Below are 13906 nucleotides of genomic sequence, written 5' to 3'. Positions count from 1 at the left end.
TATAAGGAGACAAAGATGAAGAAATTATTAAGTATTTTGGGGGCAGCGACATTGGTTGTGTCAGCTCCGCTAAGTGTAATTTCATGTAAAGAAAAAGGCGGCCAATTAGTTAATGATTTTGATTACAGTCGAGTAATGAGAGAATTTGTTGACAACGTAACCTCAGTATTTAAGGGTGAAATCAGTAATAAATTTAATAGATACCAATTTTTTAACGAAGAAGACTTACCAAGCGGATTAGATAATAAAACTATAATAGCTCACAAAGATGAGTTTGAAAAGCGCGAAGGAAAAGTCTATGATCAAGTAGTTAATTTAATTTCAGATTTAATTCCTCGTGATGAAATAGATAAAACGATAAAATCTGAAATTTTAACTAATGTTAACTATAACCCGGTTCTATTAGATAAAAGCACTCCATTAAAAGACGGAATTTGAATTGATGAAATTGATTTAAATCCTCAAACAGTTGCTCTGACTTTAAGCACTAAAATTTCTTCAAATATTTATTTGAGAGGTAAAAATGATGAAAAAATTTTAGAACCTATTAGTACTTTTGTTACTATAAATATTTTTAGTGAAAAAGAAAAAGAAGAATTAGCTAAAAAATTTGATGCTGAATATACAAATTTACTAAATATAAAACTTGCTAACAAAATTGAAATTATTTCAAACTCAGGTAATTTAGATAAAACAGCTGCGGGTCTAAGTACAAACTTGGAATTGAAAAAATATCTGAAGGATGAAATTAAAAAATTACAAACAAGTGAAATTGAAATCCAAGACAATAATATAACTTTAAAAGCAGCAAAAAACGGGACTATAGATGCCGGTACAGGAATGTATAAAAATATGTTTGATAAATATGAGGGAGAACCTTATCAAACATTTTTAAAATCAGTCCAAGGTGAAGAGGATGCTGAAAAAATTCTACTAGAAAATATTACAGGCAATGATGCAAAGTGACTAGAAGTTAAGCAATTTACCCACGACGAAAACGCTCAAGCTGTTGAGGATGTTGAAAAAGGATTGCCAATTGCAAAAGGACTAAATCAATATGCCTTAATTTATAAAGCTAGAACTGAAACAATTTTTGAAAGGTTAGTAAGAATTTCAAAATCAACATTCAAAATAGATGCAATAAAAGACACTCAAACGATAGCTGTTTTTGCAACCGAACTGAGTGGATTAAAATTTAGAATGTATGAATCAGACTTTGCAATTGCACCAAAGGATATTTTTGTTAGACAAAAAATAACCGAAGATAATACTTTGGATTACTTTAACAAATTTATGGCCGCGGCTTGAAATTTTCAAAAGGCATTTTTGGGAGCAGCTCCTGATAGTGATGGAGATGTTATCTTCAACCTCCAAACTCCAGAAACTTGGAAAAAAGAAGACTTTCTTGGTAAAACATTTACTTCTGAAACCTTCCCTTACGAGGAACTACTAAAGGCGAACCCAGAAGCCACAAAGGCAGATACTGGGTTTAATTTTTCACAAGAAATTGGATATAATGACGGATTGGTGAATGAATATAAAAGGGAAAAATTGGTCTATGTAAGCAAAAATGCCGACTTGTTCTTTTATTCAAATAGTTCAACAGGTTTCATAATCTGAAATTCTTCCGTTCTAATAACTTCATTATTCCCGGATGTAATCGGAAATGGAAGGCAACCGAATCTTCAATTTCATAGATATAGAAAAGGTAACTCTTCATTAAGAACAGATAATGCTGAAGAGACTTTTGAAACTATGAAATCAGCATATAAACTAAATTTTTTAGATTAAACAAATCAACCAAAATCTTTAAATCTATTCACGCAAATGAATGGATTTTTTTTGTAAATATAAATGACAATTATAATTTTATTTACATATATTAAATTAAGTCAATTGAATAATAAACAAAAAAATCAAAGGCACTTAAAATGATGGACTGCAATATTAAACTAAAATATTTTACCAACTATTAAATAAATTTATCGAAATGGTTACATTATTGTGGTGCTCTGTTATAATTATTTTGCATTTCAGTGCATATTTTTATTATTTATTCTGACATATAAACCCTTTAACACGAATAATCTTTGGGTATGAAATATGTCTATAACAAAATCGATTATTATTCTTATTACAAAAGATGATATCAAAACTAGCTTTGTTATTTCTGAATCAATTAGTTCACCAGCTGAAGTTAGCAAATTTGTCAATGTCACAAATTTTTCAGAATCGAATAAAAAAAGATAAAACAAAGAAATGCATAAATCTTTGAAAGGGTATGAAATTCCAGTGTCAAAATGTTCTGTAGAAATCGAACAAGCACTATTAAAAATTATGAAGCAACACAAATAAGAGCAAGAAATAGAGCGAGAACAATATCAAAAAGAAATTGATAAGTTAAAACAGATGCTAATTAAAAACGGTTTGCTTAGTAATGTTGAAGATGAGATGAATTAAATTCTTAGGAGTATTATATTATAGAACCAATAATGTTTTTTTCAAAACTTTTTGATTCCACCACCTAGTTTAAAATCGCAAAAACTATTTTCAATTTTATCTGCTACTATTCACCGGTTTGTAAAATTGCCTTTGTAAATATAATTCAAAATAAATCAACAAAATACCAATAATCGTTTATAATTATTTTGCAGTTCAGTGCATATTTTTGTTATTTATTCTGACATATAAACCCTTTAACACGAATAATATTTGGGGATAAAATATGTCTATAACAAAATCAATTATTATTCTTATTAGAAAAGATGATATCAAAACTAGCTTTGTTATTTCTGAATCAAGTAGTTCACCAGCTGAAGTTAGCAAATTTGTCAATGTCACAAATTTTTCAGAATCGGATAAAAAAAGATATAACAAAGAAATGCATAAATCTTTGAAAGGGTATGAAATTCCAATGTCAAAATGCTCTGTAGAAATCGAACAAGCATTATTAAAAATTATGAAACAACACAAAGAGGAGCGAGAACAAGATTTAAGAGAAATCCAAAAATTAAAGCAAATACTAATTAAAAACGGTTTGCTAAACAATGCCGAAGAAAATAATGACATAAATTTCTAAATTCTTTAATTCCATTATAGAGTTATTAATATAAACTTATAAAAAATTATCTTAATCAAATTACAAAATAAAATACCTCGTCAACATTTAGGACGAGGTATTTTATTTTGTAATTTTTTGTAAATATTTTGATACACCAGCATTTTCGGCAGTATCAGTTATTTCGTAAGCCAAGTCTTTAATTTCTTGAGCAGCATTGCCGACTGCAATTGAATACTTCAAGTTCTTAAACACTTCTAAGTCGTTGTGTTGATCACCAAAGTATACTACGTTTTCTAATTTGATATTCAAATTTTCTTCTTTGTTAATTCTTTCTAACAGCGATACAATGCCTCGGTATTTATTTGGACCATTAATTCCAAAGTCTACCCCATCCACAGTGAATCATGTGGCATAAATATCAACTTCAGGAAAATCATTTTCAATCATTTTAACTATTTTAGCTTTGTCCTCGGGTTTAACATTTTTTAAGGTAATTTTTGGACACTTCTCCATGTTCCTTACGATTTCATCACTAATTGGTAAGCGATTAAATTTATCAAGTTTACTCAATCCCAAATCAACCATTACTTTAATATTATCCGCATTAGAATAATAAATTTTTTCTAAGTCTGGTGAAGTAATATCATAATCTAGGTCCATAGTTTTAATTTTTTCAATTATTTTAACAGTTGTTTTATTATCAAAAAAAGTTAAAACCTCTAGCTTTCCGGTTAAGTAGTTTTTAATGGCATTTCCATTACTACAAATAATATACTTATTTGTTTGCGAAATTGGGGCAATCATTTCAACTGTTTCAATCATTTCGAAAGGAACATTTCCAGTATTGATTACAAATTTAACTCCACTTGCCATTGCTTTTTTAATTTCTAAAACATCTTCAGGATTAATTGCTGAATTTTTATCAGCTCTTAGTGTTCCATCAAAGTCACTAATAATAATTTTTATCTCATCGTTATTTATTTTTAACATTTCTTTTACCACCTTACTAATAGTATAAACCTGTGGTTAAAAATAGTATAGAATATTTAATATTTATAAACTACTTTTAAAAAAACCAAGTACTTTTGTAGCTTATTTATTTGGTATTCCAGGATTATTTAACAATAATTTGCTAATTTAAATAAAAAATGCAAATATTAAATTGATACCTTAAAACATATATTAAAAGATTGATTTATTGTCTGTATTGTTATACTATTAATTTAAGGTTCTTAAATTTTTATTTAAAACCTCCTTTCTAAAGTCCATAGAGGATAATGGTTGACCGTATTGCGGTCGGTGCAGTCTAAAGACTGCATTTTTTTAAGTTTTTTTGAAATGGGGGCAATAAAAATGAAGTTTGAAAAAAAGAAATTCGGTCAATTTAACAATAATTACTACTATATTTTCTTGGATGAATCAGGGAATTCTTCTAAGAAAATGTGGTCTAAAGTTAAGGCCGAAATGATAAGTAAGGGTTGATCCAGTAGGGAATACTCCACAGTGACATATTCTGGTATATTTGTTAAAAACTCCAATCAATTTAAATATTTAGAAAGGGATGTATTTCTGGCAAAGAGAAATATATTGGGATTTACAAAAAATAGTTTCATCCACAGAACGGATTTAAAAAATTGTTTATATTTAAGTCAAAATAAAATAAGTTTTTCGCAAACATCTAATTTTAATTTTAAAATGGTCGATTTAGCAATAAAGCATAAACTACCAGTTTTTTCGGCTTAATTCAATAGGGAACTTATGTTTCTAAAAAAGGATTTTGACTACATAAACTACAAAACCAAACATAAAATCGTTGAGGAATTAATTAAAAAGTTATTGAAAAATATAGCTGATTTTTGGTATAAAGAACGTTTATCAAAAAAAATTGTTTTAGTATTTGAAGAAAGTAATGCTGGAAACGAAAAAGAAATACTATCAACTTTCAATAATCTTATTAATAAAAATGAAAAATATAAATTAATATTTAAAAAGTTACTTTTTAATAAAAAGGAAAACAAGAGCGGCCAACCTATTGCCGTTAATGAAATTGTTGATTTTGTTAATTATTCTCTCTGACTATGAGCATCTCTAAAAGAGTATCATTTTTCAAAATTTTCTCTGTATAGTTACCCCAATCATGAGAAAAAAACGTTATCAATTATTGATAAGATTAACAGAAAATTATAACAATAAAAATTTATTTATGAAATTCGTATTCTCAAGTTAATATAAATTAACTTGAGAATATTTTGCTTTATCCCCTAGTTGACTTTATATATATATATATATATACTAGGTATAGATATAAAAATTTATAAGGAGAAACAAAAATGAAAAAACTACTAAGTATATTCGCTGCTTCAACACTAATAATATCAGCACCTTTAAGTGTGATTTCGTGCAAAAAACAAAAAATTACTACCGGAGATGAGTTTGACTTTGTTGAAATATTGAGACAATTTATTTCTGAAGTAACTTTGGTATTTGAAACTGAAATCCAAAAAGCTTTTAGTGATTATGCTTGAATGGAGGAAGAAAATTTGCCCGAAGTTTTAACGATTGAAAATATTAGATCAGCAAAGGAAAATGGTGATTTTGAAAATCATGAAAGCGAATTTTATCAGCAATTATTAAAACTGATAAATCCCTTAATTCCAGTAAATAAAATCAACGAAGAGTTAATGAATTCGGTGGTAAATGATGTTAATTATAACCCCGTACTTTTGGATAAATCAACGCCATTAAAAAATGGAATTGATATTGAAGAAATTGTCTTTATTGATAAAACCGATGCTATTACCATAGGATTGCAATTATCCTCGCTAGTTTTTTACAAAGACGAAAAAGGTGAAAAATCCAGTGAAGTTATCTCAACTAAATTTGCTTTCAACATTTTTGAATCAGATGATATGGCTTTAGATGCTAAAGAAATAGATGACGCTTATATAAAATTATTGAACGAAACCATTGCTAACGATATTATCTTTGAAAGTAACAGCGGTAATTTAGAAAATACAGCTACCTTGATAAATACAGGAACTTTAATTCGTGAAGACCTTGTTAATAAATTAGATTCTTTGAATACAATTGAGGGTAATGAGGCCGTCATAATTTCAAATGACCTAAAATTAGTAGCCAACAATGAAATGTTTGTTGATTCATCAAGATTTAGTTCAAAAGTATCATCAAGTTCTGAGAACAAAAAATTATATAGGGATGCAATGGCAGGCGATCTGGGTTCAGAAGAAGAATTTCTAAAAAATATTATAAACTGAAGCGATTGGGTTAAACCGAATGCCTTTTTTCAACGAAATACAGATACATCCAATTTTGAAGAAAATGCATTAAAGTCTTACCAACTTTGGGAAGAAAAGAATCCTACCACTTCAACATACGTTAATCAATACAACTTGTCTTACAACTTATCAATTAAAAAACAATTACAAAAAGTAATAAAATCCCAAAACTCTCAGTTTTTAATCGACTTAGAAAAAGATTACAAGACAATAGCTTTATTTGGAATTAATGTAAATGATGCAAAATTCAAAATTGGGTCTTCAATTTTTGACTTTTCTAACCAAACCATTATTGCAAAGCAAAGAACAACAAAAGAAAATACGATCGAACTTTATAACGATTTTATGATATCAGCATATAATTTTCAAAAATCTTTTTTGGATTCTGAAAAAATAGGCGATAAATATCAAATGAATTTAGAAGTTCCAAAGGAATGGGATTTAGAAACCATGAAAAATCAAAAAATTACATATGATAAAGAGATAGAACAACAATTAATGACTGCAAATGAAAAAGCTAATAGTTTTAAAGGTGATTTGGAATTTTCAAATATTGTTACGAGTACCTCAGCTGAATCAAAGCAGGATGGCATAAATATAAATAATACACATATTTGAATAAACGATAATGGAGATTTGTGATTTCTTAGAGAATTATCGATTACTGCAATGTATGGAGCAATGTTTAAATCTTATTATTTTTCAACAAAATTTTGTGACAGTTTGAATCTTAACATAATCAACGATCTCAGAACAATGAAAATTCCCGAAAATAGTTATGAATACAAAGATTTTTTCAATAATTTAACTTCCCCCTACAGATTTAAATAACTTATATTTATTTTGTATATTACTTTTTGTGAATTTACATAAATCGACTTTCATTAGTCGATTTTTTATATTTCATTTTTCAAAATTAAATTAATTTAAAACTTATTTTTTCATGAAAAGATTTCAAAACTTTGTGATTTTTTATAAACTCTAAATTATGATAATATTATTTTGGTCAGTAGTTAGATTACTAAAGACCTTACAGGAGATAAATATGTTTATTAAACTTATACTAGCTCTATCAATTACAAATCCTGTAGCAAACTTTGCTGCATTAAAAAATCTAAGCGAGGATATGTTAACAAAGGCAACCCAAAATTTAGAAGATATTATTTCAGAACAAAATTTTGGACTTATAAAGGATCCAAGTGTCGGTATTATCAATAATAAACTAGAAAGTCAATACAACATTGACACAGAACAAGTTGAGTTAACTAATCTAAATTATTCTGGTGTTAGAGTTAAAGCAAAAGAAAATTCAAAAGACTATTCTGGAAGCAAATTTATAAAATTTGAATCACAATTAAGCTACACTTTTACAGGCTTTACTAAAAGAATATCTGCTGAGGCATATAATAGCACCCAAGAAGTTAAAGATATTTTGAGCATTAGTTACAGCCCTTCTTTTGGGGAAATGGCGTTTACTGATTATTTTAAAACTATAAATTTTCAGTGAAGGGGCATTACTTGGGATAACGGATTAAGTGGTGCTGGAGGAGATAGGTATCATACAAAAAATAATCGCGGTGGTTCTGAAAATCCATTAACTGCTGTGCAAGACAGTTTTGAGATTACTGATAAATCAATGGCTCAAACTCAAATTTATAGCAGACAATATAGTAAGACGAATTGAATGAAATCTTATGGATATTTTGGTTTTTTTTGAAAAGAGGAAATAATAAGCTTGAATTTCACTGTTGAAGCATCTTGTTATGCAACGGCTTGAAATGCTTATTGAGCAAAAGTTGCCAATCAATTAGAAATAAAAAATTTAAATTTTTCTAAGTAGAATAGGTATCTTATGAATTCAAATTTTAACGTAATATTCAAATTTTCCTTTTTAAGAATCATAAAAAATAAATTATTTATTATTTTATCAACAATTGTAATTTTACTAATTGTACTGGTTCAGGTCTTAGCGATGACAATTGGAGATAGTATTTTATACAAGACCCAAGTTGGAATGATATTTATTATAGTCCTATCAATATTTTGAATTTCGTTTATAAACATAAACAATATTACTACTATTTCTATTATTGATGATAAAAACGGACTACAAAGTTTGCAAAATCGCAGAGGTGTAAAGAATTCAAAAATATTTTTTGCAAAACTATTGCCTTTAAAAATAATCACTACTTTTTTTATATTATTGGTGTTTTTGATATTTATTACTATTGCACTAGCTTCCCTAATACCTTTGAAAAGTTTTGTTGTGGGTAATTTAGGAATTGGAATATTCAGTTTGATTGCCTATGATTTTTTTATTTTTGGAATTGTCATTTTGATAAGTAGTAAAACTAAATCAATGAAAAAAACTCTTCCAGTTGGTTGAATATTAATGACATTATTTATGTTTTTCTCGATTTTTGGACCAATTTTTTTTGTTTTTAGTTCAGGTAGTTATGCTGGAAATGAATTCCATCCACGAATAAAAAATAAATTTTCGTTGGTAAATACTCAAACTGAAGAAACTAAATTTTTGAGCGAACTATCTGTTAGTTTAGAAAAATTAGAGAACACTTTTTATGACAATATTATTGAAGAAGAAAATTCACATGGCCTTTCGTTCAAATACCTTATAGTCAAATTAGCATTCAGAGGGGGAATGTTAACCAATTTTGCAGAAATGATAGCACGAGATCATTTCGAACAATATATAGACCAATACTTGATTAATTTTGATACTTCACTTGATCAAGAGGGAATATTAATTAATGAACAAGCTATTAAAACTGAATTAGAAAACAATATTTATTATAAATTTATCAAATCATTTAATATTACAGCCATCGGTGATAAGGGTATGCATTTTAGAAATTCCTTTTTCTATAAAGTGAGTTCAAGAAACTTCAATAGTTATCAGCAGCTGGGTGAAGTTATGAAAAAATTTGAAAATATTCAAAATATTTTTTCAATATCAGATTCAGAGAAACAGGCATTTAAAAATTCAGTACTTAATAATTATCATTTTGAATTGAGCATGTTTTCAAATGATAGAATTTTGGATAAAAGCATAAAGAATTCTAAAGAAGACTTCTTTAACAACTATGCAATGTGAATTGAATCTAGTTCTTATTCACCAGGTTCGTATTTATTTAATTTGGTTTCCTATAACTTACTATCCTCTTTTAATTATCCCTTTGAAATTGATAGAGAGACCTTTAAGTGAAAAGCAGATGCGATATTAAACTACCAAATTAATCCATTCATGTTATTTTATGAAATGGTTTACTTTTCTGGGAAAAATGACATCTTAAGCAATTATGCTGTATATGTAAACTCGCCCCTACCAATATCCAATTTTAACTTCTATGATTTAGATGCTAACGGAGAGTTAATTTATACAAACAGACCTTTTATTGTTTGATTGAATTATTTAATTTTTATTTCCTTAGGAATAGGGATGACTTGATTGGGATATTTGGCATTTTGTCAAACCAAAGATAAAAGAAAGTTGGTAGATTAAAATGTTAAAAATAATTAATGTCACTAAAGACTTTAAAAAAGGTGCTGGAATTTTTAATTTTAATCTAGAATTAAAGCCGGGACAAATAATTGGGTTGGTTGGTGATAATGGTTCAGGAAAATCTACTTTATTAAAAAGTGTCTTTAATGAATACAGAAAAGACACCGGTGAAGTTTTATTAAACGATGAATCAATCTATGAAAATAATAACTTACGCAAAATTTGCTTTTTCCCAGATCAAAGTGTGTATCCCAAAGATATTTCAATTGCTCAATTTGCAATTCATGATGCTCTGCTTTGCGGTATGAACAAACAAGAAGCAATCCAAAGGTTGGACATGCTTTTAGATAAGTTTGACTTAAAAGAGTATCGCGAGAAAACTTTTTATGAATTAAGTGCAGGAATGCAAAAACGAGCAATGTTAGTAATTTGTTTAGTAACCCGACCAGAATATTTAATTTTAGATGAACCAACTGCTAACTTAGATGTTGGGACTAGAATTGAATTTCACAAAATTTTAAAAATGCTTTCCAAAGAGGGAGTTGGGATTATAATAACTAGTCACATGATTAATGAATTAGAAGAAATGATTGATCACTTGGTTGTAATTGAAAAAGGGCAAACAAAATACAACAAGTCCTTTAATAATAAAAAAGAATCTATCGAAGCTATTTATAAGAAATCAACTACTTCAAAATTTGAAAAAGATTATTCAGAGATTTATGCTAAAAAATAAAAAATAAATTTTAGTTTAACTATAGAGTGTCAGGAAATAATGAAGACGAAGCGATTCGTAAATTACAAGAAAGAATAGACTTACAAGCTCGTTATGTTCACCAAGATGAAATAGCTAACTGAAACAACAAAACAATTAGTTTTGAAAATGTTATCAGTGATGGTATCTACACAACTCATAGAAAAAAAATTAATAACCAATACATGTTTTTCTTAAATCAACATGATGCTTATAATGCTTTAACAGGAGCTGCTACAAGTGAAACTACTTTTACAAAAGAAGTTATAAATGTTTATGTTTATTTAGAAAATAAAAATGGTTCTTATATTCAACACTCATATTCTAATGATTCACAACTTGATGAATTAGCTAGAAAAATATTAAATAACAGTCATTAATAATAGTTAATAAAAAAGACTTAAATGATAATCATAAAATCAGCCCCAAAGAAATCGCGATTTCTAGAAAGGTTGATTTTTGCTTTTTAATAATTTGTAATTCAAACTATAAATAACATTTATTTATGTTATTATATTTATGACTTGAACTAAATCGGTGGAGTACAAAAGGAGAATATCATGACAATCAAATATTTATCAAACATAATAAAAGTTGCGTATAAGCGAGAAAAAGAAGAAATTGAAATGACACGTGTTGTTAATTTAAAATCTGGCGGAGAATAGAGTAATGATGAGTCAAAATTCAAGAGTAATATTTAAATTTTCACTTTTAAGAATAATTAAAAACAAGTTATTTATTATTTTAACAGCAATTATATTATCACTAATTGTTCTTATCCCGATTTTAGCAATGACTTTAGGGGAAAATATTATAAATGATGTTGAAATGGCAATGATTTTCATTATCGTTTTATCTATATTTTGAATTTCATTTGTGAATATTAATAATATAGTGACAATCGCAATAACGGATGAAAAAAGCGGTATTCAAAGTTTAGAAAATCGTCGTGGAGTAAAAAATTCCTCAATATTTTTTGCGAAGTTTGCACCTTTAAAGATAATAACTTTATCATATATTTTATTAGTATATTTGATTTTTATCTTGGTATCACTTATGTTTCCCATACCTTTAAAGGGTTTTATAATTAGAAATTTAGCAGTTGGTATTTTTAGTTTAATTGCCTATGACTTTTTAATTTTTGGAGTTGTTTTATTATTAAGCAGCACAACTAGATCAATGAAAAAAGCGCTTCCATTTGGTTGAATATTAATGACCTTATTCATGTTCTTCTCAATTTTTGGTCCAATATTTTTCGCTTTCAATCCAGACCTAGGTGATTGGTCAAGCAATATTTACGAACCATCGATTAAAAATAATTTTGATTTACGTCAAACACAAACTAGTGAGACAAATTTTTTAACTCAATTATCAGAGAGCTTGAATGATTTAGAAAATAGTTTTAAAGAAAATATTGCAGGCCCTATAGATGGTGATTTTGAAACTATTTTTAGAGATCATGATATTACTAAACTTATCTTTAATGATGGAATGATTACCTATTTTGGTGAATTAATAGAACAAGGTAGCTTTGAGAAAAGCGTCGAAAAATATTTTAAAAAGTTTAACACAAGTCTTGAAAAAACTAGAATTTTAATTAATGAAGCTGAATTAAAAAAAGCTCTTGAAGACAATCTCTACTATGAGTTTGTTAAATCAATAAATATTAAAGCTGAATGGAATAAAGAAAAACATTTTAAAAATTCTTACTTCTATAAAAGTAGTGGAAATAATTATAATAAACCCCAGCAGTTAAAAGAAGTTTTAGATAATTTTAAAAACTTTGATAATGGAACTGTTAAAATTTCAGAGAATGAAACCGAGGTTCTTAAATCAACAGTGGTCAATTCTTATAGATTTGAATATAGTCTAAGATCAAATGATGATGTAATTGGTAAAAACTGGACTGGTAAAATAGATAGCAAAAACTTTTTTTATAATTACAATTTTTGAATTGATTCAAGTCCATATTCTCCAGGTTCGTACTTATTCAATAAGATTAGCTCTCGATTGATTAAGAATTTTAAATATCCCTTAAAAATTGAAGAGGAAAAATTTAGATGAAAAATCGCGGCAGCTTTAAATTACCAAATTAATCCATTTATGTGATTTTATGAAATGGTATATTTTTCGGGAGTAAATAATCCAGAGACAAATCACTTTATTGCAGAAAACTCTCCTTTACCGATTGCTCCGCTTACATTCTATAATTTAGACAAAGAGGGTAATTTAATATATACAAAAAGACCATTTGCTGTTTGAGCAAACTATTTAGGATTTATAGCTTTTGGAACTACTTTAGCAACCTTTGGTTATCTGTCGTTTTGTAAAACCAAAGATGAAAGAAAGAGGTTAGATTAAAATGTTAAAAGTAGTTGAAGTAACAAAGGATTTTAAAAATGGAACTGGAGTATTTGATTTTAGCTTAGAATTAAAACCAGGACAAATAATTGGATTGGTTGGTGATAATGGTTCAGGGAAATCCACTTTATTAAAAAGTGTTTTTAACGAGTACAAGAAAGATAAGGGACAAGTTTTTCTCAATGATGAATCAATTTACGAAAATAACAATTTAAGTAAAATTTGTTTTTTCCCAGATCAAAGTGTTTATCCAAAAGATATATCTATATTTCAATTTGCAATTCATGACGCTTTGCTTTGTGGTATGAATAAAAAAGAAGCTATAACAAGATTGGACATGCTTTTAGAAAAATTTGAGTTAAAAGAATATCGCGAGAAAACTTTTTATGAGTTAAGTGCGGGAATGCAAAAGCGAGCAATGTTAGTAATTTGTTTGGTTACCCAACCAGAGTATTTAATTCTAGATGAACCAACTGCCAATCTGGATGTTGGAACTAGAATTGAATTTCATAAAATTTTAAAAATGCTTTCAAAAGAGGGTGTTGGAATTTTGATAACCAGTCATATGATTAATGAGTTAGAAGAAATGATAGACCACTTAGTAATTATTGAAAAAGGGCAAACAAAATATAACAAAGTTTTTAATAATAAAAAAGAATCGATTGAAGATATCTATAAGAAATCAACTACCAAAAAAGTTGAAAAAGATTATTCAGAAATTTACTCTTCAAAAATTAAAAACGATCCAAAGCAAAAATAAACTAAATATATTCAAATAAAAACCCATAGAAACACCAACCTTAAGGACACCTAAAGAGGTTTCCTTAAGGTTGGTTTTTTTAATTTTTCAATAAAGCTCTTTGTATATTTCTCGAGCGTTACCCACCTATTTGACTTTATATATATATATATAT

At 27.5% G+C, this 13906-nt stretch carries 13 protein-coding genes; 12 read left to right on the top strand and 1 reads right to left on the bottom strand.

Annotated features, from left to right (window positions below):
* Window positions 1-15: 15 nt before the first annotated feature.
* The 3 genes from SALLE_RS05475 (at window position 16) to SALLE_RS05470 (ending at window position 3079) form a co-directional block, all read left to right on the top strand.
* Window positions 16-1791, top strand: coding sequence for a lipoprotein (locus SALLE_RS05475; RefSeq protein WP_115558617.1), 1776 nt, complete (start codon window positions 16-18; stop codon window positions 1789-1791).
* A 312-nt stretch (window positions 1792-2103) separates the two neighbouring features.
* Window positions 2104-2250, top strand: a complete 147-nt coding sequence (locus SALLE_RS05980) for a hypothetical protein (protein WP_162807971.1) — start codon at window positions 2104-2106, stop codon at window positions 2248-2250.
* A 475-nt stretch (window positions 2251-2725) separates the two neighbouring features.
* Window positions 2726-3079 (top strand): hypothetical protein, encoded by a 354-nt coding sequence (locus tag SALLE_RS05470; protein WP_115558616.1) that lies wholly within the window; start codon window positions 2726-2728, stop codon window positions 3077-3079.
* Between the two features lie 102 nt (window positions 3080-3181).
* On the opposite strand, the gene SALLE_RS05465 is transcribed toward SALLE_RS05470, so the two are convergent.
* Entirely contained in the window at window positions 3182-4051 is an 870-nt protein-coding gene (locus SALLE_RS05465; RefSeq protein ID WP_115558615.1) for an HAD-IIB family hydrolase, read from the bottom strand.
* 363 nt (window positions 4052-4414) lie between these two features.
* Between SALLE_RS05465 and SALLE_RS05460 the strand changes: the two genes are divergently transcribed.
* From SALLE_RS05460 to SALLE_RS05420, 9 genes are all read left to right on the top strand, one after another.
* The gene (locus SALLE_RS05460; protein ID WP_115558614.1) at window positions 4415-4804 is read left to right on the top strand and encodes a hypothetical protein; all 390 of its coding nucleotides are present in this window, start codon (window positions 4415-4417) and stop codon (window positions 4802-4804) included.
* A 15-nt stretch (window positions 4805-4819) separates the two neighbouring features.
* Window positions 4820-5248: a hypothetical protein gene (locus tag SALLE_RS05455; RefSeq protein WP_115558613.1), complete on the top strand. Its 429-nt coding sequence runs from the start codon at window positions 4820-4822 to the stop codon at window positions 5246-5248.
* Between the two features lie 143 nt (window positions 5249-5391).
* Window positions 5392-7188: a hypothetical protein gene (locus SALLE_RS05450; RefSeq protein ID WP_115558612.1), complete on the top strand. Its 1797-nt coding sequence runs from the start codon at window positions 5392-5394 to the stop codon at window positions 7186-7188.
* 214 nt (window positions 7189-7402) lie between these two features.
* Complete coding sequence (locus SALLE_RS05445; RefSeq protein ID WP_115558611.1) at window positions 7403-8197, top strand: hypothetical protein; 795 nt, start codon at window positions 7403-7405, stop codon at window positions 8195-8197.
* Between the two features lie 12 nt (window positions 8198-8209).
* Window positions 8210-9877: an ABC transporter permease gene (locus SALLE_RS05440; protein ID WP_115558610.1), complete on the top strand. Its 1668-nt coding sequence runs from the start codon at window positions 8210-8212 to the stop codon at window positions 9875-9877.
* Between the two features lies 1 nt (window position 9878).
* A complete protein-coding gene (locus tag SALLE_RS05435) occupies window positions 9879-10613 on the top strand; it encodes an ABC transporter ATP-binding protein (protein ID WP_115558609.1) in 735 nt (244 codons plus the stop codon).
* 26 nt (window positions 10614-10639) lie between these two features.
* The gene (locus tag SALLE_RS05430) at window positions 10640-11011 is read left to right on the top strand and encodes a hypothetical protein (protein WP_115558608.1); all 372 of its coding nucleotides are present in this window, start codon (window positions 10640-10642) and stop codon (window positions 11009-11011) included.
* Between the two features lie 289 nt (window positions 11012-11300).
* Entirely contained in the window at window positions 11301-12992 is a 1692-nt protein-coding gene (locus tag SALLE_RS05425) for an ABC transporter permease (RefSeq protein ID WP_115558607.1), read from the top strand.
* A 1-nt stretch (window position 12993) separates the two neighbouring features.
* Window positions 12994-13752, top strand: a complete 759-nt coding sequence (locus SALLE_RS05420) for an ABC transporter ATP-binding protein (RefSeq protein WP_115558606.1) — start codon at window positions 12994-12996, stop codon at window positions 13750-13752.
* Window positions 13753-13906 lie beyond the last annotated feature (154 nt).

Origin of the sequence: Spiroplasma alleghenense (assembly GCF_003363775.1) — a bacterium.
Taxonomy (GTDB): domain Bacteria; phylum Bacillota_I; class Bacilli_A; order Mycoplasmatales; family Mycoplasmataceae; genus Spiroplasma_B; species Spiroplasma_B alleghenense.
Note: the sequence above shows the minus strand (reverse complement) of the source record. Positions and strands in the feature narration are given on the sequence as shown.